This is a genomic window from Acinetobacter tandoii, assembly GCF_008867985.1.
Taxonomy (GTDB): Bacteria; Pseudomonadota; Gammaproteobacteria; order Pseudomonadales; family Moraxellaceae; genus Acinetobacter; species Acinetobacter tandoii.
In genome coordinates this window covers 435903-457367 of record NZ_VXLD01000002.1, presented here as the reverse complement: position 1 = coordinate 457367, position 21465 = coordinate 435903, and the positions used below count along the sequence as shown (strand labels likewise).

At 39.8% G+C, this 21465-nt stretch carries 19 protein-coding genes; 14 read left to right on the top strand and 5 right to left on the bottom strand.

Annotated elements, in window-relative coordinates; genetic code table 11:
• Positions 1-338: 338 nt before the first annotated feature.
• Entirely contained in the window at positions 339-1352 is a 1014-nt protein-coding gene (gene trpS / locus F4W09_RS05155; RefSeq protein ID WP_016165833.1) for a tryptophan--tRNA ligase, read from the bottom strand.
• 198 nt (positions 1353-1550) lie between these two features.
• Here trpS and F4W09_RS05150 point away from each other — a divergent pair, with 198 nt between their 5' ends.
• The 12 genes from F4W09_RS05150 to F4W09_RS05095 all read left to right on the top strand — a co-directional run bounded on the left by F4W09_RS05150 (position 1551) and on the right by F4W09_RS05095 (position 14994).
• Positions 1551-2477: a DUF808 domain-containing protein gene (locus tag F4W09_RS05150; protein ID WP_044740211.1), complete on the top strand. Its 927-nt coding sequence runs from the start codon at positions 1551-1553 to the stop codon at positions 2475-2477.
• Between the two features lie 39 nt (positions 2478-2516).
• Positions 2517-3428 (top strand): KPN_02809 family neutral zinc metallopeptidase, encoded by a 912-nt coding sequence (gene ypfJ, locus F4W09_RS05145; RefSeq protein WP_044740210.1) that lies wholly within the window; start codon positions 2517-2519, stop codon positions 3426-3428.
• Positions 3429-4076: 648 nt separating this feature from the next.
• On the top strand, positions 4077-5411 hold the full coding sequence (locus F4W09_RS05140; protein WP_151504220.1) for a DcaP family trimeric outer membrane transporter: 1335 nt from the start codon (positions 4077-4079) through the stop codon (positions 5409-5411).
• A gap of 304 nt (positions 5412-5715) precedes the next feature.
• Entirely contained in the window at positions 5716-6165 is a 450-nt protein-coding gene (locus tag F4W09_RS05135) for a hypothetical protein (protein WP_151504219.1), read from the top strand.
• A gap of 216 nt (positions 6166-6381) precedes the next feature.
• Complete coding sequence (gene gltS / locus F4W09_RS05130) at positions 6382-7623, top strand: sodium/glutamate symporter (RefSeq protein WP_016165838.1); 1242 nt, start codon at positions 6382-6384, stop codon at positions 7621-7623.
• A gap of 78 nt (positions 7624-7701) precedes the next feature.
• Positions 7702-9180: an alanine/glycine:cation symporter family protein gene (locus F4W09_RS05125; RefSeq protein WP_044740207.1), complete on the top strand. Its 1479-nt coding sequence runs from the start codon at positions 7702-7704 to the stop codon at positions 9178-9180.
• A 322-nt stretch (positions 9181-9502) separates the two neighbouring features.
• Entirely contained in the window at positions 9503-10432 is a 930-nt protein-coding gene (locus tag F4W09_RS05120; RefSeq protein ID WP_244948548.1) for a patatin-like phospholipase family protein, read from the top strand.
• Between the two features lie 476 nt (positions 10433-10908).
• Positions 10909-11433: an acyl-CoA thioesterase gene (locus F4W09_RS05115; protein WP_016165841.1), complete on the top strand. Its 525-nt coding sequence runs from the start codon at positions 10909-10911 to the stop codon at positions 11431-11433.
• A 153-nt stretch (positions 11434-11586) separates the two neighbouring features.
• Entirely contained in the window at positions 11587-12168 is a 582-nt protein-coding gene (locus tag F4W09_RS05110) for a TetR/AcrR family transcriptional regulator (protein ID WP_151504218.1), read from the top strand.
• Positions 12169-13374 carry an MFS transporter gene (locus F4W09_RS05105; RefSeq protein ID WP_151504217.1) on the top strand — a complete coding sequence of 402 codons (1206 nt, stop codon included), beginning with the start codon at positions 12169-12171 and terminating at the stop codon, positions 13372-13374.
• Complete coding sequence (locus tag F4W09_RS05100) at positions 13374-14267, top strand: LysR substrate-binding domain-containing protein (protein WP_151504216.1); 894 nt, start codon at positions 13374-13376, stop codon at positions 14265-14267. Before F4W09_RS05105 ends, F4W09_RS05100 begins: the two co-directional genes overlap by 1 nt.
• Positions 14268-14382: 115 nt before the next feature.
• Complete coding sequence (locus tag F4W09_RS05095; RefSeq protein WP_151504320.1) at positions 14383-14994, top strand: glutathione S-transferase family protein; 612 nt, start codon at positions 14383-14385, stop codon at positions 14992-14994.
• 76 nt (positions 14995-15070) lie between these two features.
• On the opposite strand, the gene F4W09_RS05090 is transcribed toward F4W09_RS05095, so the two are convergent.
• Positions 15071-16696 carry a bifunctional 3-(3-hydroxy-phenyl)propionate/3-hydroxycinnamic acid hydroxylase gene (locus F4W09_RS05090; protein WP_151504215.1) on the bottom strand — a complete coding sequence of 542 codons (1626 nt, stop codon included), beginning with the start codon at positions 16694-16696 and terminating at the stop codon, positions 15071-15073.
• Positions 16697-17024: 328 nt separating this feature from the next.
• Positions 17025-17234 carry a hypothetical protein gene (locus F4W09_RS05085; RefSeq protein ID WP_151504214.1) on the bottom strand — a complete coding sequence of 70 codons (210 nt, stop codon included), beginning with the start codon at positions 17232-17234 and terminating at the stop codon, positions 17025-17027.
• A 636-nt stretch (positions 17235-17870) separates the two neighbouring features.
• On the opposite strand from F4W09_RS05085, the gene F4W09_RS05080 reads away from it, so the two are divergent.
• Entirely contained in the window at positions 17871-18164 is a 294-nt protein-coding gene (locus F4W09_RS05080; RefSeq protein ID WP_151504213.1) for a hypothetical protein, read from the top strand.
• Positions 18165-18432: 268 nt separating this feature from the next.
• A complete protein-coding gene (locus tag F4W09_RS05075) occupies positions 18433-18642 on the top strand; it encodes a hypothetical protein (protein ID WP_044740202.1) in 210 nt (69 codons plus the stop codon).
• Positions 18643-18770: 128 nt separating this feature from the next.
• On the opposite strand, the gene rsmD is transcribed toward F4W09_RS05075, so the two are convergent.
• Together rsmD and mrdA are read right to left on the bottom strand one after the other, a co-directional pair.
• The gene (rsmD, locus tag F4W09_RS05070) at positions 18771-19325 is read right to left on the bottom strand and encodes a 16S rRNA (guanine(966)-N(2))-methyltransferase RsmD (RefSeq protein WP_104440998.1); all 555 of its coding nucleotides are present in this window, start codon (positions 19323-19325) and stop codon (positions 18771-18773) included.
• The gene (mrdA, locus tag F4W09_RS05065; RefSeq protein WP_151504212.1) at positions 19325-21370 is read right to left on the bottom strand and encodes a penicillin-binding protein 2; all 2046 of its coding nucleotides are present in this window, start codon (positions 21368-21370) and stop codon (positions 19325-19327) included. Before mrdA ends, rsmD begins: the two co-directional genes overlap by 1 nt.
• Positions 21371-21465 lie beyond the last annotated feature (95 nt).

Sequence of the window (21465 nt, the reverse complement as noted above, 5' to 3'; positions counted from 1 at the left end):
AATACAAATTTATTCTTTAATATATAAGATAGCATCGAAATGAGAATAAGTCTAAAAAACTTTAGGCAAAAAAATACGCAATGATTGGGGTGACCATTGCGTAGAACAACGAATCTGTTTGCACAGTTCGGTTAAGGAGAAATGTTAACAATTTAGGATTTCCTAAATCATGGGAGAATGTTAATCGTAATGAGTCTCAAGGTCATGAGCAATCACGTTACTTCATGTTAAATCACGTTAATAATTGGAGAGTCTTGTGATTGGGGCGATGTTTTTTTATTCTAAAAAATTAAAGGCCTTATGAAAGACCTTTAATTTGCGATGTTACTCAAATGTATTTAGAAGTGGAATACACCTAAACCTGACTTCACTTCATCCAAAGTTTGTTGTGTAATATCTCGGCATTTATCTGTGCCTGCTTTCAAAATATCCATAATATAATCAGGGTCTTTGGCAAGTTCGATACGACGTTCACGAATTGGTCCGATTAATTCTTTCAACACACCTTCCAAGCGTTTTTTCACCGTACCATCACCTAAACCACCACGACGATAGTGTGCTTTTAATTCTTCGACTTCTTCTTTATTCGGATCAAAAGCATCTAAATAAGTGAATACGATATTCCCTTCAACTTGACCTGGATCTTCAATACGCAGGTGGTTCGGGTCGGTATACATCGCATTTACGGCTTTTTTAATGTCTTTATCGCTGGCATCAAGCACAATCGTATTACCTAAAGATTTTGACATTTTTGCCTTACCATCAAAGCCAGGTAAACGACTCATATTAGAGAGTAGTGCCTTACATTCTGGTAATAAGTCCTGACCGATTTGACGGTTGATGCGACGAACAATCTCGTTGGTTTGTTCAATCATTGGAATTTGGTCTTCACCAACAGGAACAACAGTGGCTTTAAATGCGGTAATGTCAGCAGCTTGAGCGACTGGATAACATAGGAAGCCTGCTGGAATATCGCGTTCAAAACCACGCATCTGAATTTCAGATTTAATGGTTGGGTTACGCTCTAAACGTGAAACGGTCACGAAGTTGAGATACAACATCGTAAGTTCATTTAACGCAGGTAAACAAGATTGAACACAGATGGTGGTTTTGGTTGGGTCAATACCAACAGCTAAGTAATCTGTTGCAACTTCAAGGATATTACGACGTACTTTTTCAAAGTTGTCGGCATTATCAGTCAATGCTTGTGCATCAGCCAATAAAAGATGTTGATGATGTGAATCTTGTAGACCCACACGTGAACGTAATGAACCAACAAAATGACCTAAGTGAAGTTGCCCAGTCGGACGGTCGCCAGTCAAAATGACTGGACGATTATCTTGATTACTCATTTTCTTTTCCAAAAAGTAGTGTATTTACTACATCTGCAGTCAATTAATGGGCTACATTGTACGGCATAATTTTTTTTAATGTCAGTCAGAAAAAAATAGAAGTAGAAAAAAATTAAATCCGAACATAAATCATCAGGTAAATACAGTTTTTTTCTTCAGATCCCATTAAAATAGAGCAAATTTCTTAGGATAAATATAATGGCAAGTAGCTTATTAATATTATTAGATGATATTGCGACCGTATTAGATGACGTTGCTGTCATGAGCAAAGTGGCTGCCAAGAAAACAGCGGGTGTTTTGGGGGATGACTTGGCGCTCAATGCGCAACAAGTCAGCGGTTTACGTGCAGAACGCGAATTGCCTGTAGTCTGGAGTGTCGCGAAGGGTTCTTTTGTCAATAAATTGATTTTGGTACCACTGGCGTTATTAATTAGTGTAGTGGCGCCGTGGCTGATTAATCCTTTATTGATGATTGGTGGTCTATTCTTATGTTATGAAGGTGTGGAAAAAGTTTTACACAGTTTGCAACATCGAAAGGCGACCAATGAGCAGGAGGCAGAAGAAGAACTTCACACTATTGAAACTGACCTCGTTACTTATGAGAAAGAGAAAATCAAAGGTGCGGTTCGTACCGACTTTATTTTGTCTGCAGAAATTGTGGTGATTTCTTTGGGTACAGTAGCAACAGCTACGTTTATGAGTAAATTGACGGTACTCAGCATTATTGCGATTGTAATGACTATCGGGGTATACGGATTTGTCGGATTGATTGTCAAAATTGATGATATTGGGCTGTACCTAACTCAACAAAGCTCGAATGCGAAACAGAAAGTAGGACGCTTTTTATTGGCTTTTGCACCTAAGCTCATGAAAACATTAACTGTAGTTGGCACAATTGCAATGTTCTTGGTGGGCGGAGGGATTATTAATCATGCGGTACCGCTTATCCATCATTTTACAGAAGATACAGTTGATCACTTAGAGTTAATTCCTAACTTTGGCAGTATTGTCGGTGCATTAACGCCAACTTTAATTAACTTGATGATTGGTGTTGCCGCAGGCTTGGCGGTGATTCTTGTACTAACTGTGTTTAAAAAGATTTGGCCGAACTCAAAACAGGCTTAAGCTTAAAGGGTCTACTTCATAAAAATAAGGAATAAGGCTATGCGTTGGAAAGGTCGTCGTGTCAGTAGCAATATTGAAGACCGTCGTGGCGGTGGTGCAGGTCGCAAAATGGGTGGCTTCAGTATTCTTGGCTTGGTGGTTGCATTTGTCGCGTGGAAATTTTTTGGAGTAGATCCGCAGCAGGCGTATCAAGTCACGCAACAAGTGACACAACAAGCTTCGGTCAGTACGGAAACCAAAGGTTTAGATAATCCAACGCCAGAGCAACAAGAAGCCATGGATTTTGTTGGAACAGTCTTGGCTGATACCGAAGACACTTGGAATGTGGTGTTTCAACAGCAATTGAATCAGCAATATACCGCACCAAAACTAGTCATGTTTACTGGGGCTGTGAATTCAGGTTGTGGTGCGGCACAAGCGGCTATGGGGCCGTTTTATTGTCCAGTCGATCAAAAAGTTTATATTGATACGACTTTCTTTAAAGATATGCGTCAGCAAATGGGCATTGGTGGTGAACAAAACCAGACTGAATTAACTCGTCAAGATCAAGCTGGAGACTTTGCTCAAGCCTATGTGGTTGCACATGAGGTTGGACACCATGTGCAGAACCTTTTGGGAATTTCTGATCAGGTTCATAAAGCACGCACGCAGACTTCGAAAGTTGAAGCGAATCAATTGTCCGTGCGTCAAGAATTACAAGCCGATTGTTTAGCAGGTATTTGGGCCTATCATAACCAGCAGCGCACTCAATTTTTGCAACAGGGTGATATTGAAGAAGCGATGGATGCTGCGCATAAAATTGGAGATGATTACTTACAGAAGCAATCAACTGGGCAGGTTGTTCCTGACAGCTTCACCCATGGTTCTAGTCAGCAGCGGATGAAATGGTTTCAAGCAGGTCTTAAATCAGGCAACTTGAAAGACTGCGATACCTTTAATCAACCGATTTAGTCTTTAAGCGAATACAAAAGGCGTAATTAAAATTGCGCCTTTTTTTTATACCACAAGGTTGTATTGAGCATGCATTGTATTCCAAAGCATTTTAGATCTTATGACTGACTTAAATATTGATGTTTAAGTTTGGTTAGAGATGCTATAGCGAGAAGGTTAAAGCATTGCACACATGTGAAGTTTAAATGTCGTATTTACAGCAGTAGTTCGATGTTTGTATTGATGTTCTGACTTTGTTATTTCAGTAAATAAGCAGGATATTGTGAAATATGCGTTAAAGAATTACACGTGGAAATAGGAAATTCAAAGGTATTAATTTAAGAAAAAAGCACATCTAATAGGTTGATTTCAATACCTTAAAGGTATTGCTGTTGATGGGAATCATCAGTTTAGTTTAATCTCGTTTTTGAAATAATGAATTTAAATTCATTATTTGTGAATAAGAATTCGATACTTATATTGAAAAGACAAAGACTTAGTCTTAATTTCATTGCAAATGGAATGGTAATTTGTATAAGAAACAAAAAAATAGCCTTCGACTAAAGCATATATAGTCGATATAACACTTATCTGTCACATTTTGGCTCAAGAAATGTTCAGTGGAATGAACAAACAATAATTTAAACTGTGATGGATAGGGAATTTAGGATGACGACTCAAAAGATGTCTGTGCGTTTAAAAACGTTAGTATTAGCGATGGGTGTGGTTGCAGCAGGAACTGTACAGGCAGATACTAATACGGAAGTTGAACAATTACGTAAAGAAGTTCAAGAGTTGCGAGGCATGTTAGAGCAATATGCACAGCAACAAAAGCAAATGAACACGCAGCAGCAGAATTATCAGGTTCAGGCAACTGCTCAACCTGCACCTGCAAAACCAGTAGTAGAGAAAAAAGGCTTAGGGATTACAGTAGGTGGGGCTGAAGTTAATTTCTATGGCAATGTTCGCGCAGATGCGACTTATCAAATTGATGGCGGCCCAAGCAGAGCGCATCCATATAATCAAATCAATAAAGCTGCTTTAGACGGAGCACCAGGAAATAGCGATCTTTTCAAATCTACTTTAGCTGCAACACGTTTAGGTTTTGACTTTAAGACGCCAACTCAAGCGGGGGATGTTGCCGGTAAAGTCGAAGTCGACTTTTTGGGCAGCAATGATACTTTACGTATCCGTCATGCATACTTAACTTATGCGAACTGGCTCATTGGTCAAACATGGTCAAACTTTGCTGTGCCTGATTATATGCCAGAAACGATTGATGCTTTAGGCTATGTGGGTGGTGCTGTTAAGCGTACGCCACAAGTACGTTATACCAGTACTTTTAGTCCAGAAACCAACTTGATCTTTGCATTGGAAGATTCTAAATATAGCGATAATTCGGGTACTACTTTAGGTTCAGATCCAGATAACCAAATGCGAATTCCAGCACTCACAGCACGTTTGAATCATAAATTTGCCAACAATGCAGGTATTATTTCAGCACGTACCATGGTAGCAGACAAGCAAACTTCTGATGATGAAAAAGTGGCTTGGGGCGTAGGCTTAGGAACAAAATATAATGTAACGCCAAGTACAACCTTAAAAGCTGATTACTACCATGTCAAAGGGGATAGTAGTTTTGTCTCTTGGTCGAACCCTGGTTATTCAATTGAAAAACCTGGTGGGAATATTCAACAAAGTGAATTTGATTCAATTACGGTCGGTATTACTCAGCAGTTTAATCCAAAGTGGCGTGGCACGTTGGGTTATGGTTATATGACTCATGATAAGGACTTGGATTATATTAATGCCTCAGCGAACCCTGCTGCATTAAACAAAGACTTATGGCAAGCTTGGGCGAATGTATTTTATAGCCCAATCAAACCAGTGAGTTTAGGTCTTGAATATACCTACGGTGAACGTGAAACATTCTCTACACCAACCTTAACTAGTAAAACAGGTGAAGAAAACCGTGTAAACGTGGTTGCACTGTATAATTTCTAAATATTCTGTTCAAACAAAAAAAGAGGCTTATGCCTCTTTTTTTGTTTATTTAAACAACTACTTAACCTAAAACAAAAGGTACAAAAAGAGAATTCCTGAACAAAAAGTAGATTAAATTAGAAACACTTAAAGTAGAGTTTAAAAAAAATAATAAGATTTTTAGTAAAAATTAAGCATAATGTTGCGCTTTCGTTTTTGATAGATATTGATTAAAAAATTGATATTGTCGTATAGCTCTATTTGTGTTTACCCAATGTAAATAGATTTATCACTTGCAAATTACCAAACGAACAAGGAGCTTAGAATGAGTTTATCCCTCATGAAGAAGCCTGCAATTCGTCAAAGTTTGGCAGTTACCATGGCAACTTTGATGATGACAGTGACTCATGCAGCGTCTGCTGAGCAAGAGGAAATTGCACAATTACGCGTGGATGCCGAAGCATTAAAAGCTTTGATTCAACAAAATTTTCCACAAGTAAAACAAGCACCATTGGTAAGCAACACAATTAAACTAAAAACGACAATATCTACAGTTGTTGAGAAAACACCGGTTCATTCTGCTACAACAACCGTAAACACAACTTATCAATTCCATCCTAAGGGTCAGAGTACTTTAGGAGATGGCCTTATGTTGGCAAATGATATGAATAACTTTGCTGACAACTTAGCATCCACAGATGTAGTACAGATTAAGACCTTGCAACAAGGTTGGCGCAATATGATGCCAGTCACGCTAGGGATGAAATATGTCTAAGGGAAGCGAGAAACTTTCGCTGGGAAATAAGGAAAGATAATCGCGTAGGTGCTATGGCACGATACAACTTCTAAAACTCTTGCTCTAAAGTCAAACTGCAAGCGCTTTGTACCAGCAGCGTGTTTCACTGTTTGTACAAAGCTTCTTACAGCTTTTCTTACATAGAGCGTTATTATTTATCTGTATAACAACAGATAAAATTGACGGACAAGAATTATGGCACTTACTTTTAATGCGTTTTATACACTGATTGCAGCAGTCATTGTATTGTTGTTGGGTCGATTCCTTGTGAATCGCATCGACTTCTTACGTCGTTATAATATCCCTGAACCTGTGGCAGGTGGTTTAGTTGCGGCTGTTCTCTCTCTTGTTGTATACAACATTTGGGGGTTCAGCATTAGTACCAGTAGCGAGTTACAAACCAGCTTCATGTTGATTTTCTTTGCTTCGATTGGTTTAAGTGCAAACTTCTCTAAACTTAAAGAGGGTGGCATGGGCTTGGTGATCTTCCTGATCGCTGTTGCTTCATTCATTGTGGTACAGAACTTTGTTGGTATAAGTCTGGCGACTTTACTTGGGATTGATCCACTCATTGGCTTAATTGCAGGTTCAATTACCTTAACAGGTGGTCATGGTACTGCGGGTGCTTGGGGTGAAATTTTAGAAGTTAAGCATGGCATTCATGGTGCATTGGCACTGGGTATGGCAAGTGCGACTTTTGGTCTAATCATCGGCGGTTTAATTGGTGGTCCATTGGCGAAAATGTTGATTAATCGCTATCAACTTGCTCAAGCCAATACAGATGCTCAGATCGAGAAGCGTGATCATACGCCAATGACAGACCAAGAGGCGGAAGAGTCTGCGCCGTTTGAATATCCACATCAAGTACGCTTAATTACAGCAGATAATGCAATCACGACCCTAGGGATGTTCGCCGCATGTTTGGCTTTTGCCGAGTTCATGACAGGTTTTAGTAAGGGTACATGGTTTGAATTACCAACTTTTGTTTGGACACTGGGTGGTGGCGTAATTCTTCGTAACATCCTTGAAGGTGTATTCAAAGTAAATATCTTTGACCGTGCGATTGATGTGTTTGGTAATGCATCACTTTCTCTGTACTTAGCAATGGCATTACTTTCGCTTAAATTATGGCAACTTGCAGACCTTGCTGGTCCTTTGGTTGTGATTCTAGGTGCGCAAACCATCACTATGGCATTGTATGCAGCATTTGTGACCTTCCGAGTCATGGGTAAAAATTACGATGCAGCCGTACTTTCTGCAGGTCATTGTGGTTTTGGTATGGGGGCAACACCGACTGCGGTTGCCAATATGCAAGCTATCACGAACATGTATGGTGCTTCACATAAAGCATTTTTGATTGTTCCACTTTGTGGGGCATTCTTCGTTGACTTAATCAACGCAACTGTTATTCAAATTATTCTTAAGTTCTTTGCTTAAGAGAAAGTAAAAGGTCTTGGTCACAAGGCCTTTTTTGAATTGCGAAATACTATCTGCTGAGTCTTTAGGAATAAGGAAATGAACGAACAACTCAATGCCACACTGATGTCGTGGGTAAAATTTTTTAATGACCCTTTATGGGATTTCCTAGTTATTTTCTTACTGGCTGTCGGTATTTTTTATACGGTCTTAACAGGTGCAGTGCAAATTCGCATGTTCTTGCAAAGTATCCGAGTGATGAAAAGCAGTCGTACAGAAGGCGAAGATGAGCATGGTCTTACACCTTTCCAAGCATTTGTAACAGGTCTTGCGAGCCGTGTTGGGGTAGGTAACATTGCTGGTGTAGCAATCGCTATTGCAATTGGTGGTCCTGGTGCAGTGTTCTGGATGTGGGTAACCGCTGTTCTTGGGATGAGCTCGGCTTTTATTGAGTCTACGCTTGCTCAGCTCTTTAAAGTTAGAGATAGCAAGAGCAAACAGTTCCGCGGTGGACCAGCTTACTATATTACTCAAGGTTTACGTAGTAAAACCTTTGGTGTGGTTTTCGCACTAGCATTAATCTTTACTTACGGTTTTGTATTTAACTCAGTACAAATCAATGCAATTGCTAATGCATCTTCACATGCATGGGGTTGGGATAAAGCCAATCTTATTGCTCATTTAGGTGGTGTTGATTTAGAAATCTCTTGGGTTGGCCTTGCGCTTGTAGTTTTAGTGGCATTGGCAATTTTTGGTGGTATTAAGCGTATCGCTAAATTTGCAGAGATGTTTGTACCTTTAAAAGCAGGTCTTTACCTATCTGTTGCTCTCTATATTGCTATCAGTAACTATGCAATTTTGCCTGATATTTTAAAGCTGATTGTGACTGAAGCTTTCCATTTTAATGCTGCGGCTGGTGGTTTCTTTGGTGCTGCTATATCTATGGCGATGATGCAAGGGATTAAACGTGGTTTGTTCTCAAACGAAGCAGGTATGGGTTCTGCACCAAACGCAGCTGCTGCATCTGATGTAAAACATCCTGTAAACCAAGGTTTAGTACAAATGCTGGGTGTGTTTGTAGATACCTTCATTGTCTGTACAAGTACAGCAATCATCATTTTGGTTTCTGGTGTATACCAAGACGCAGGCTTTGTTGGTGTTGAATTAACTCAACGTGCATTAGAGACTCAAGTGGGACATTGGGGATCAGACTTCCTTGCTGTTCTATTATTCTTATTCTGTTATTCGGCTGTACTCGGTAACTATGCCTATGCAGAAGGTAATGTACAGTTTATTAATAACAACCCGAAAGTCATGTTCATCTTCCGTATTTTTGTATTGGTGATGGTGTACTTCGGTGCAATTGGTAGTGTTCCGCTCGTTTGGTCTATGGCTGACTTGTTTATGGGTATCATGGCAACCATTAACTTGATTGCAATTTTACTATTAACACCGATGGCACGCACATTGTTGAAAGATTACCGTGAGCAATTAAAACAAGGTATTAAAGAACCAGAATTTAAAATTGATAAATATCCGGAATTGAAGAAAAAAGTTGATTCAGATATCTGGTCATAAAAGAGATTAACTGATACTAAAAAAGCCAGTCTGCATTTGCAAGGCTGGCTTTTTTATTTTGCTGTGATGATCTGATTAGATAAAGGTTTTAACCTCGCACATTGAAACCACATTGCAAAAATGCAGCACACTCTTCATGATTTTAAGGTTTTTATTCATTATCTTAATGAGCTAAAGTTTCATTTTTACGAAATGCAACAGTGAAACCATCTATTTTGCATAGAATAACTATGAGTCACGATCAGAGAGTTTACCTACCTTGAAACCGCTTCAATCTAGTTTAGTTATTGGCATTATTTTGGGAATGTTCTCGGGGCAGAGTATGGCTCAGTCATCATTATTGCCCTCTGTCCAGCCAACAACTACGCCTATAGTTGCTGAAGCTCAAGTGCAGGCGAATCGTATCGACTTCAAAAAACTCAAACAAACAGAACGTCGTCCGATTGTGGCATTGGTTTTGGGTAGTGGCGGTGCGCGTGGTTATGCACATATTGGTGTAATTCAGGTGCTAGAGCAATACGGGATTCATCCAGATTTGATTGTGGGCACCAGTGCAGGCAGTGTAGTGGGTTCAATTTATGCCAGTGGGAAAAATGCCCAACAATTACGTGAGATTGCGCTGAATATGAAAGCCAATGATGTTCGTGATGTAAAACTGGCAATGACGGGTTTCTTTGATGGTCAAAAAGTTGAAAATTATGTCAATGAACAAGTGCTCGACACACCATTGGAACTTTTAAAAACGCCAATGTATGTAGTGGCGACTGAGCTAAAAGAAGGTAAAAAAGTAGTTTTCAATTATGGTAATACTGGACAAGCAGTCCGCGCCTCAGTTTCTATTCCGAGTATGTTCATTCCCACAAAAATTGCAGGAGAGGAATACGTCGATGGTGGACTCGTCAGCCCTGTGCCTGTGAATGTTGCTCGGGAATTAGGTGCAGATATTGTGATAGCTGTAGACATTTTGGCGCAACCTGAACATACCGAAACCAAGAATGTTTGGGGTCTCTTTAACCAAAATATCAACATCATGCAGAATCGTTTGGCTCAAGAAGAATTAAAACATGCTGATATTGTCATCCAGCCAGATTTACGTGAAAAAGCACATATCTTTGATGTCAAAGGGCGTGAAGAAACCATGCAGGCAGGTATGAATGCTGCGGATAAACAATTAAGCAATATTCTGAAAGTCTTCGATCAACAGAATTATTCACGCGGTTATAAAATTCCTCAATATTCTGTTCAAAACTAGCTTTTTGCCGCTCAGAAACATTAGAGCTTATTGTTTTAATTCATTTTATCGAGCGCGTGAAAATGAGGACAACCATTAGGCTGTTTCATGTGGGGAGGCCAGTTAATTTAAGCAGAATGTCACTTTCAACTGATCTGTCTAAATTCATCCAATTTTAAAATTTTCAAAAACTTTCACTTTCTCATTTCTGCTGGTGGAGTGTTTTTTTCAGGTTCTAAGTCATTGAAATAGAACTTTGCGAAGATAAGGTCGGTGATTAAGTTATGATCATTATTGAATATCTTTAATAGAAATATAATAAAATTATAGGCTTATATTAAAGTTGAGCGCATTAATATATATTTTACTGAATGATATGGTAATCACTATAAATAATAGTGATGACTTAATTGCCGATTTGAACATGTTATTTATGACAAAAGTTATATAATAATGCGTACATATTCTACTATCTTTGCAAGAGTCTAGAGAACGCGATGTCCCCATTAGATCAAATTACTCCAATTTTAGATGATCAGTCGGAGTTGACCATGTCTGTATTGATGACTCCAGATATGGCAAATTTCTCGGGTAATGTTCATGGTGGAACTATTTTAAAGTTGCTGGATCAGGTGGCTTATGCCTGTGCAAGTCGCTATTCGGGTAGTTATGTTGTGACACTATCAGTTGATAAAGTGAATTTTAAAGAGCCGATTCATGTTGGTGAGTTGGTCACTTTCCTTGCCAGTGTAAACCACGTAGGCCGTACTTCTATGGAAATCGGTATTCGTGTAGAAGCACAAAATATTCAAAAGCGTACGGTACGACATACCAATAGCTGCTACTTCACCATGGTTGCAGTGGACGAAACAGGTAAGCCTAAACAAATTCCACCATTAGACTTAAGCAATGAATGGAAGCGTTGTCGTTTTGAAGCTGCAGAACAGCGCAAAGTGGCTCGTTTGCAAGAAAACCATCACCCATCGTGCAGTATTTATAAAAAGTCTTCAGCAGCCAGTTAAAATTTAACTGTGTTCAAGCGAAGCCCGTGAGTTTATTAACTTACGGGCTTTTTTCTGTCTCTGACTTATAGTCCTTAGTCTTAATCCTCTAGTTTAGTCAGTAAAATTACATTAGTATAAAACGATACGTATCGTTTCGATTTATGGTGGTTTATGTCTGAGTTAGAAAAATCTTCACGTCGTAAGCAATGTATTTTAGATGCTGTAATCACAGCTCTAGAAGATTATGAATACAGTAAATTGACAATTGAAGAGATCGCTGCTCGGGCAGGTGTGGGTAAGTCCACCATCTACCGTTGGTGGAAACATAAATCTGATTTGGTCTTTGAAGCATTTAAGCAGGAAACGGCTTCGGTATTTGAACTGGATTATGCACAAAGTTTGGAATTTAATTTAAAACAACAATTACTCAAGTTATCGCATGCTTTAAATCGTCCAATAGGACGAGCGTTATTGGTGGTGTTATCCGAGCATCGTCAAGCCGCAGGGGAGTTTTTTAGCCAGTATTTATTACCCCGTCGTGAAGCGACCCGCAAGTTAATTCAATTGGCCATTCAAAATGGAGAGATTCGTGCCGATTATCCATTTGAACTGATGCTGGATACCTTATATGCACCGATTCATTATCAGATGATCTTCTTTAATCATCAGCCTGATGATGCTTATATTCAGGCATTGCTAGACATGGTGCTACAACCTGCCCGTGTGAATGCTGACAAGAAAGTGAGTCCATAAATGAAATCGGCACTATGTGTAGACAGGCTATGGAATCGGGCATTCATATTTTGTGTTTTAAATAATCTATTTTTATTTACCTATTATTTTGCCTTACTGGCAATTTTACCTGTGTACATCATGAAAGATTTGGGTGGCACAGTCAAAGAAGCTGGTTTGGCACTGACACTATTTCTGATTTCATCCATTTTGGTACGTCCATTTTCAGGATTGATTTCGGAAAAAATTGGCAAGAAGCTCAGTTTTCGTGGCTCAGAATTATTCTTTGTGTTGTTTGCCTTCAGTTATCTATGGATTGATAGCATGTGGAGCCTGCTGTTGGTGCGTTTTATTCATGGCATTTGGTTCAGTATTTTAACCACGGTCACGGTACCTGTTGCCAATGAGTTTATTCCTGAACATCGTAAAGGTGAGGGGATGGGCTACTTTGTCATGTCGACCAATTTAGGGGTTGTGTTTGGTCCCTTATTGGCTTTAACCATTACCCAATATGCTAGTTTTAGCGTGCTATTTGCCATCTTATCTGGGTTAATTACGGTTGGATTTATTTTCTGTTTGTGCATTCCTATTCATGATGAAGATAGCCGATCCTTAGTCAAACCATCATTATCCAGTTTAACACGACACGATATTATTGAGTTTCGAGTTCTGTCAGTGGGGATGGTGGCCTTATTAACTGCATTTGCTTATTCGAGTGTGATGAGCTTTATTGCAGCTTATACTGAAACCAAACAGTTGATGGCATACACCAGTAGTTTTTTTCTGGTCTTTGCCTGTTCCATGATTTTGGTTCGACCTTGGGTAGGACGTTGGTTTGACCAAAAAGGTGCCAGTGTGGTGATTTATCCGTCCTTTATACTATTTGCGATTGGTTTGGCGGTGGTGAGTCAGTTGAATCAACCGTGGGTGCTCTGGTTATCAGCAGTTCTCATTGGTATAGGTTACGGCACGCTATTTCCATGCTTGCAGACTGTTGCGATTCAGAGTGTACCGAAGCAACGGATTGGACATGCAATTTCGACCTACTTTACATTGTTTGATTTAGGTTTAGCGCTGGGTTCCGTCATTATGGGCGTATTAATTGCCTATTGGGGCTATGCCGTGACTTATCTGTTTTGTGCCATGATGACTTTGGTTACACTGATGGTGTATCGAGTAAAAGTGGCAGCTAAGGTTGTATCCGTTCAACAGGAAGGAGAACACTGATGGAATTACGTCATTTACGCTACTTTGTCGCAGTGGCTGAAGAGTTAAATTTTACTAAAGCAGCACAGCGCATGTGTACCGTGCAACCTTCTTTAAGCCAGCAAATTAAAGATTTAGAGCAAGAGGTTGGGGTGCAATTATTAGTTCGCTCTAACCGTAAAGTGGAATTAACAGAAGAAGGGAAAGCATTTTTAAAAGAAGCTTTGCTCAGTTTGGAGCATGCAGAAAAAGCCATTCAGGATGCGCGTAAAGTCGCAAATATCAGCAAAGACCAATTGCATATTGGTTTTGTACCTGTAGCAGAAATGAAAATTTTTCCCTATATCATGCCCAATATTCGGGCGCATTTTCCTGATTTAAAAATTCATTTCCATAGTTTGACTGATGCAGATCAATTCAGAGCCTTAAAGAAAGGCGACATTGATATTGCTTTTACCCGTTATGTTGATGAATCGAGTGAATTGGAATTTGTACAAATCTTTAATGAACCATTGGCACTCATTGTGCCTAAAGATTCAGCCGCAGCAGCACAGCGTCACGTCAGTATCAAAAGTTTTAATCAGCAAGACTTTATTATCAGCGATGAAGGGGCTTCGCCTCAACTTTATAAAATTATTCAGGACTTTTTTAAACAATCCAAACTCAATGTAAATGTAGTTCAGCATTCAACCAACATTCTTTTAAATGTGAATTTGGTGGGAATGGGCGTTGGTTGGAGTTTGGTGCCTGCTTATGTGATTCCCTTATTGGGCGATAAAATTGTGGTAAAAAATACCATTGAACCTTTGCCGACCATTGGTTTGTATGCCAGCTATCGTAAAGAGCAGCGTAGTGAAGCGATTGAACTGATTTTAAAAATTTTAAAAGAACAATTTTATACTGGAATGTTCTAATTCAGCACTGAAAATATGCTCCAATTCTAGGTCATGGATGACAGAATCGCCACGCAGTGATGAGCTAAGCTATGCTAAGGTAGCGCAAAATAACAACAGTAGAGCAATAACAATGATGCAGCTTTATACCAATCCGCAATCTCGAGGTAATATCATTTTACCTTTCCTCAAAGAGCTAAAGATTGAAGATCAGGTCGAACTGATAAATATCAGCTATGAAGAGATGCATCAGGCAACATATTTAGCCATTAATCCCATGGCAAAAGTACCTTGTTTGAAAGATGGTGACATTGTCGTTACTGAAGTACCTGCAATTATTGCCTATCTGGCAGATAAATATATTGAGCAGGATTTTGCTCCCGCACTGAATGACCCGAAGCGCGGAGCTTATTTAAAGTGGCTATTCTACATTCATGGTCCATTAACTGAATATATGGACATTAAAAACTTGAATGTTGCTGATGATCTGATTGAAAGTAAGAAAATGGGCTTAAGTTTTGGCGATGAGCAACGATTATTCCAATTTTTAAAGCAAGGTCTAAGTCAGGCAAACCCTTATTTACTTGGAGAAAAGTGCACCGCGGCAGATTTATATTTGGCATATTGGTTGGTGTATGCCATGTCGTTTAAGTTGATTCCGTATTTTGAAGAAGCGAAACCATTTTTAAGACAGATGAAAACTCGAGCTTCGCTACAGGGAATAGCTTGGTTTGATGCCTTTGAATAATTGTTTTGATGAGTGGGCAAAGCCCAGAATATGTTCTGGGCTTTGTCATTTTACAGGGGGAGATAATTCAAATAACTTAAGCTTTGCTATGTAGTTTTGAGAACAAGGCTTGGCTAATTTGATCGACACTTTGTGGAATTGCGAGGGCTGCGACAAAGCGATCAGGGCGTAAAATCACCATAGAGTCATTGGTACGACCAAACCAAGTCCGAATATCAGTCCCAATATCGCCAACACAAATGACACCATCGTATTGTTTGCGATTTTCGTTTTGTAGCTGAACAGCAGGTAAAACCTGAATGAATGTCACACCCAATTTTTTCCATTGCTGCAAGCTTGTCTCAGACAATCCCCATTGCGGATCTACACCCCAAGCCAGAATCGCAAAGTCATTGCCAATGATTTCATCTAATAAAACTTGTTCACCAGAAACCAATTCAACTTTGGGCTGAATAAACATTTTACCGACAGGTGAGTTTTTCAGCTTATTTTGAATCAACACGCCATCATGGTATTGCGGCATAGGTTTAAAGCGCATTTCCAATAAGTATTGTTTAATTGGCTTAATATAATTAAGCGCATAAGCAATCCCATCACGGACAAAACCTTGCCATTTTTTTGGCGGTGCCAATACATGACCCGCCATAACCGAAAGATCAATCATCGCCTTGGCATGATCTTTACGTTCAATTTGGTATGAATCTAAGAGTTCAGGTCCAGCTTTTCCTTTTACGACCAATGCCATCTTCCAGCCTAAGTTAAAGGCATCTCGCATACCACTGTTATACCCCTGACCTTGCCAGACGGGCATAATATGGGCAGCATCACCTGCCAGTAAAATACGATCTACACGGAATTTGTCTGCAATACGAGCATTGTGGGTATAAACACGTTGACGGATCACTTCAATATTTTGAGTATTGGGTAATACTTTTGCCAAAAGTTTATTGATGTTTTCTGGTTTGCTGAGTTCTTCTTGAGTTTCACCAGGCATCACCATAAATTCGAAACGGCGAATACCATGTGGTAATGCAGCGGATACATATGGGCGTACAGGGTCGCAGCATAAATAGATATGTGGCGTTGCCAATGGATCATTTTCAATATCAATCACAATCCATTGATTTGGTGCTGTTTTACCATCGAAGCCGATATTTAAAGTACGACGCACAACAGAGTTGCCGCCATCGCAAGCAATCAGGTACTGAGCTTTAACAACTTCATTTTGTCCCTGCTTATTTTGCATTTTAAGCGTGACAGATTGAGCATCTTGGCTAAACTCAGTCAGTTGACGAGAAAATAGCACTTGGGTTTGTGGGTATTGCTTTAATCCTTGAAGCAGTACATTGTCGACTTGCGGTTGAATAAATGCATTTCGACGTGAGAAACCAAACTCGCGAGTTAAAGGCTGAATATCGGCAAAACAATGACCTTTTGGGGTCAAAAAGCGCATAGCATGATTTGGGGTGGTGTGCGGTAAAACTTGCTCAACCAGTCCAAGTGATTGAATCGTGCGCAAAGCTTCATCATCAATACCAATGGCACGCGGATAATCGATCAGTTGATCCAGTTGTTCAATGACGGTGATTTGTACTCCTTGCTTGCTTAAATAATTTGCAAGCGTAAGCCCTACAGGACCAGCGCCAAGGATTGCCACTTCAGTGGTAAATTCAGTATTTTTTGTGCTCACAGCGAATTCCATTCAATCAATTCACAATGAGGCTATTAACGGTGAAGAGAGGGCTACAAACAAGCTATGCCATAGTGGATAGCGAGTATTAAAGTGACCTAAGTCCATTTTTCAGTTTTTGTTATTACGTTGATTTAAAAAGATTTGTTTTGATTTTGATGATAGTTGATGTCGTGGGAATCATCGTAATTAACTATATTTATGATTCAGATATTCGAGAGGATCATGCATTTTTGAGGAGATTCAGGCGAGACAGAATACTCTGAATCACCTGAAAATTTCTAAGACCTTCGAGTGAATGAGGTGGAGTGAAGGTCTTAGAAAACTGGTGTACTAGGCCTTATTGTGCTGGCGTAGCTTCACTTGCTGAATCTACAGCAGGTTGAGTGGTGGGTTGAGCAGCCGTGCCTTCAACTGCAGAAGTTGCAGGTTGTTCTTGGGTTGAAACAATGACTTTCTCTTCAGTTTGAGGCTGTTCAGTAGTTGCAGCAAAAGTTGTGGTTGCGGCAGCAGCAAATGTTGTTGCAAGTAGGATATGAGTTAATTTCATAATAGGCATCCTGTGTTATTAACGAGATAAAATTAAAGATGTTCTACTTATCATCACTTAAGTCAGAACAGGACTCATGCTAAGTATTCACAGGCGTTCAATCAATTAAAACAACAAAGCGAAACAGAATGAATTACGTGAATAATACAATAATGTACAAACTGTGTAGCTAGGGTAACAATGAGGTGAAACTGTCATCAGGATTTGTATTTAAATATTTCAACAGCATGTCATCAAGCAATTTTCATTTACTTAAACTACACAAAACGGGTAGGTAGAAGCTGTTTTATAGAGGGATTACTCACGGGAGACTTGTAAGAAATTATTTTGTATTGGGATATGTTGAACAGAAATTAAATAGATTAAAAAGGACAATATTCTTGAAAATTAGTTTAATCAGGTAGATGACTCCACCTAATTAAAATGGAGGCTATATGGGTTCAATTTACACGAACAATCTTTTGGTAAAAGGTTTTATATAATGACATCAACTCTATTTTAATGAATCACAATATAGTTATTAAGAGACAAAAACAGATTTATTTGAACATAACAAAAAAAGAACAAGTAGCTGATTTTTTATCCATACTTATCCTGAATAATGAACAAGTACACCCAGTTGACAAGGGGAGCATTATGATAAAACTAATTGTGTTATCCACTTTGTCGGTCATCATGTTATCGGGTTGTGTTTGGTATGACGATGATTGGTATGATCATGATCATCGTTATTCACATGACTATGATCATCGACCCTCGTATGGTTATGGATGGAATGGACGTCCAGATTATAGACCTCCGCACAATCGCCCTCCAGAGCATCGTCCTCCAGAAAATAGACCACCAGAACACCGTCCACCTGAAGGTCGACCGCCAGATCATCGACCTGATCGACCATACTATAAGCAGACTCGACCCTTACCACATTAGTTGCATTTTGAGGTCTTATGCTTGGGTTAAATAAGGCTTGTCGCCTTATTTAACTGTATTAAACGTAAAAGGAAGGAGATGTTCTAAGAACAATAAAAGCAAGCGCCAGCGCGCCAATCGTAGATTAACCTCTATATCGCAATTTCTTATAAGCGGTAGAATTGGCATTTTTTAAAAAATAGTACAAAAAACGCACAAATCAAGGGATTATAATTTGGATTAAAGGTGAATAATACAGACTCGACCCTAGAGAAAAAGGGGAAGGAAAATGATAAAAGCAACCTTATTGCTTGTAGTGATTACAGGCTTGATGATGGGTTGTATGTCACCTAGCACAAGCATGGATCATTCAAATACCAGTCCAATGCTTCAACAAACTGATTATCAATCAGAACCATCTCATCAAAAATATATGAACGATAAAAATGGTTCATCTCCCAAAGTTGAATTTATCCGATACCCTTTAATTGATTTATGAGTATCATTGCACCAGATGGGGATAGTTTTTCCATCTGGTTTTTATTTTTAAAAACAATTTCTTATATGTTTTTTATCTTAAGCAAGTCGAAGTAAAGTACAGATAATAAGTATAAAGAAAAGTGTATTTTAACGACCTGCCACTTTTTTATATAAAGCTGCTCGAACTGTACCTGCTTTGGTTTGCTTTATAGCGTGCCAACTGTGCGGTAAATTCAACATGTTGAGCTCTCGGTCAGCCTCTATATAAATTAGGGCATTTTCAGTAATCAACGGATCAGCCAGTTTGGCCAGTTCTTCCCAAAGATTTAAGCTATATGGTGGATCTAAAAACACTAAATCAAAACTAGATTTTAGGGTGGGAAGGGCCTGTTGAGCAGTCGCCACTTTTAATTCGCAGTTTTCTGCTTTTAATAACTGAATATTTTGTTTTAAAAACTGCGCTTGAGTTCGGTCTGGTTCAATCATGGTCACATGCTTGGCACCACGCGATAAGGCTTCAAAGCTTAAAGCCCCTGAGCCTGTACAAATATCTAAGACTTGAGCATTTTGAATATCCCACATTAACCAGTTAAACAGTGTTTCGCGGACGCGGTCAGGAGTCGGGCGCAATCCTTCAATACTGGCAAACGCGAGTTGGCGGCGCTTCCACTCTCCGCCAATAATTCTGAGTTGATTTTTCATTATTCGACATCATCCGCTGCAGCCGCAGGAGCAGCTTGGTTGGTAGGAGTAGCTGCATGTTGAGCTGTATGAGTATTTGAGTTTGCTGGTCGTGCCTGAGAGTCTGTTGTTGAGGATGCTGGAGCTGTACCAGAACCACTTGGTAATTCGCCTGGTTTAATTCCAGCAGTCATTAAGCCACCGCTAATTTGATGACCTTCTGGTTTAATCGGGTTCTTTTTACGTTGTAATAACCAATAGTCAAAGACAGGGCGGGCCAATTGTGCAGCAGAACCACCATGACGACCATTTTCCCACACAACAGCGATGGCAATTTCAGGATTTTCAGCAGGTGCAAAACCAACAAAAAGTCCGTGGTCTAACTGACGCTCGGTCAGTAAAGCCTCATTATACTTTTTCCCTTGCGCAATACTTTTGACCTGGGCTGTACCTGTTTTTCCAGCAATTTTATACATCGGTGTCCGAATACCACGACCTGTACCTGTTTCAATAACATCTACCATGGCGTCACGCATTTGAACCCAGTCTTCATCTTTACCGTTAAACTGAATATGTCCATCTGGTGCATTCAAAACTTTATGTGGTTTTGCCCCTTTGCTGACTTGTAACACATGTGGAATCACATGTGCCCCATGATTGGCTGTAATTGCAGTTGCCATAGCCAGTTGTAACGGCGTTGCGGTAAAAGCACCCTGTCCAATACTCACAGAAATCGTTTCGCCTTTTAACCATTTACTTTTACGGGTACGCATTTTCCAGTCAGGATTTGGGTATAAACCTTCGCTTTCACTCGGTAAATCTACCCCTGTTTTTTGACCGAAGCCAAATTGACGCATCCATGAATTCATTTTCTCAATACCCATACGGTAAGAGAGTACGTAATAAAAGGTATCGCAGGAAACGACTTGGGCCTTATGAAGATTGACTACGCCGTGCCCCGATTTTTTCCAGTCACGGAATTTATGAGAATCGCCAGGTAAGGTAAAGTAGCCGTGATCGGAAATTGCGGTCCCCCAGTCGATATAACCATAGTGGATACCCCCTAAACCAAACATTGGTTTAATGGTTGAACCCGGTGGATAAACGCCTTGTACCGCACGGTTATAAAGTGGCTGATCTAAATTGTCGCGTAATCCACTATAGTCAGTATGACTAATCCCGGTTACAAACAGGTTAGGGTTAAAGCTTGGACTGGAAACCAGCGCTAGAATTTCACCTGTACGAGGATCCATCGCAACAATGGCACCGCGTCGACCCGCCAGCTGTTCCGTAGCAACAGTCTGCAAGCCATAATCCAGTGAAAGGTATAAATCATTGCCACGAACGGGTTCTTTACGTCCTAAATGGCGTAGAACATTACCATGTGCATCGGCTTCAACCGATTCATTACCCGGCACGCCATGCAAGAGTTCCTCATAGGATTTTTCAACTCCAATTTTCCCAATCAGGTTGGTTCCCGCATACAAGTCCTTATCAATACTTTTTAGTTCTTTGTCATTAATACGCCCCACATAACCAATCACATGGGCAAACAGCTCACCATGTGGATAATAACGGGTCATTTGAGTTTCGATATTGACCCCAGGGAACTGGAATTTAACTTCACTGAATTTGGCAATATCAGTTTCAGTTAAATTGAGTTTGATCGAGACACGTTCGGTTTTCTTCGAGGTTTTAATCCGAGACAGGAAGCGTTCAATATCTTCGTCGGTCAGATTTAAAATTGGTGTAAGACGCTTAACAGTATCGTCAATATCTTCCACATCGGCACGACTCATGGTCGCGGTAAACACTGGGTAGTTATCGGCTAATAAAATGCCATTGCGATCATAAATATAACCACGCGCTGGAGCAAGTGGTTGAAGTCTAATACGGTTTTGATCTGATGCCGTTGAAAACTGTTGGTATTGCATAATTTGCAAGTAGGCATAACGTGCCACCAACAGCAACATAAAAAAGCTGACGATCCCGACAGAGATTAATACTCGATTGCGATAAATGCGCTTTTCTTGTTGGACATTTTTTAAAGGAAAGTGCTGCTTCATACGCGATTGACTTACACAGTGGGGGAGAATCAGGAAGGCGCTATTCTAACTCAAGTCACAGGCTTTGATAATGCTTATCTGCTGGAAGTGGGCGG

Excerpts from the sequence above, each read along its gene's own strand:
- F4W09_RS05140 (WP_151504220.1), top strand. The coding sequence starts at position 4,077 with ATGACGACTCAAAAGATGTCTGTGCGTTTAAAAACGTTAGTATTAGCG.
- F4W09_RS05075 (WP_044740202.1), top strand. The coding sequence starts at position 18,433 with ATGATAAAAGCAACCTTATTGCTTGTAGTGATTACAGGCTTGATGATG.
- F4W09_RS05100 (WP_151504216.1), top strand. The coding sequence starts at position 13,374 with ATGGAATTACGTCATTTACGCTACTTTGTCGCAGTGGCTGAAGAGTTA.
- rsmD (WP_104440998.1), bottom strand. The coding sequence starts at position 19,325 with ATGAAAAATCAACTCAGAATTATTGGCGGAGAGTGGAAGCGCCGCCAA.
- F4W09_RS05080 (WP_151504213.1), top strand. The coding sequence starts at position 17,871 with ATGATAAAACTAATTGTGTTATCCACTTTGTCGGTCATCATGTTATCG.
- trpS (WP_016165833.1), bottom strand. The coding sequence starts at position 1,352 with ATGAGTAATCAAGATAATCGTCCAGTCATTTTGACTGGCGACCGTCCG.
- F4W09_RS05120 (WP_244948548.1), top strand. The coding sequence starts at position 9,503 with ATGGCTCAGTCATCATTATTGCCCTCTGTCCAGCCAACAACTACGCCT.
- F4W09_RS05105 (WP_151504217.1), top strand. The coding sequence starts at position 12,169 with ATGAAATCGGCACTATGTGTAGACAGGCTATGGAATCGGGCATTCATA.
- F4W09_RS05085 (WP_151504214.1), bottom strand. The coding sequence starts at position 17,234 with ATGAAATTAACTCATATCCTACTTGCAACAACATTTGCTGCTGCCGCA.
- gltS (WP_016165838.1), top strand. The coding sequence starts at position 6,382 with ATGGCACTTACTTTTAATGCGTTTTATACACTGATTGCAGCAGTCATT.
- F4W09_RS05090 (WP_151504215.1), bottom strand. The coding sequence starts at position 16,696 with ATGGAATTCGCTGTGAGCACAAAAAATACTGAATTTACCACTGAAGTG.
- mrdA (WP_151504212.1), bottom strand. The coding sequence starts at position 21,370 with ATGAAGCAGCACTTTCCTTTAAAAAATGTCCAACAAGAAAAGCGCATT.
- F4W09_RS05110 (WP_151504218.1), top strand. The coding sequence starts at position 11,587 with ATGTCTGAGTTAGAAAAATCTTCACGTCGTAAGCAATGTATTTTAGAT.
- F4W09_RS05135 (WP_151504219.1), top strand. The coding sequence starts at position 5,716 with ATGAGTTTATCCCTCATGAAGAAGCCTGCAATTCGTCAAAGTTTGGCA.
- F4W09_RS05150 (WP_044740211.1), top strand. The coding sequence starts at position 1,551 with ATGGCAAGTAGCTTATTAATATTATTAGATGATATTGCGACCGTATTA.
- ypfJ (WP_044740210.1), top strand. The coding sequence starts at position 2,517 with ATGCGTTGGAAAGGTCGTCGTGTCAGTAGCAATATTGAAGACCGTCGT.
- F4W09_RS05125 (WP_044740207.1), top strand. The coding sequence starts at position 7,702 with ATGAACGAACAACTCAATGCCACACTGATGTCGTGGGTAAAATTTTTT.
- F4W09_RS05095 (WP_151504320.1), top strand. The coding sequence starts at position 14,383 with ATGCAGCTTTATACCAATCCGCAATCTCGAGGTAATATCATTTTACCT.
- F4W09_RS05115 (WP_016165841.1), top strand. The coding sequence starts at position 10,909 with ATGTCCCCATTAGATCAAATTACTCCAATTTTAGATGATCAGTCGGAG.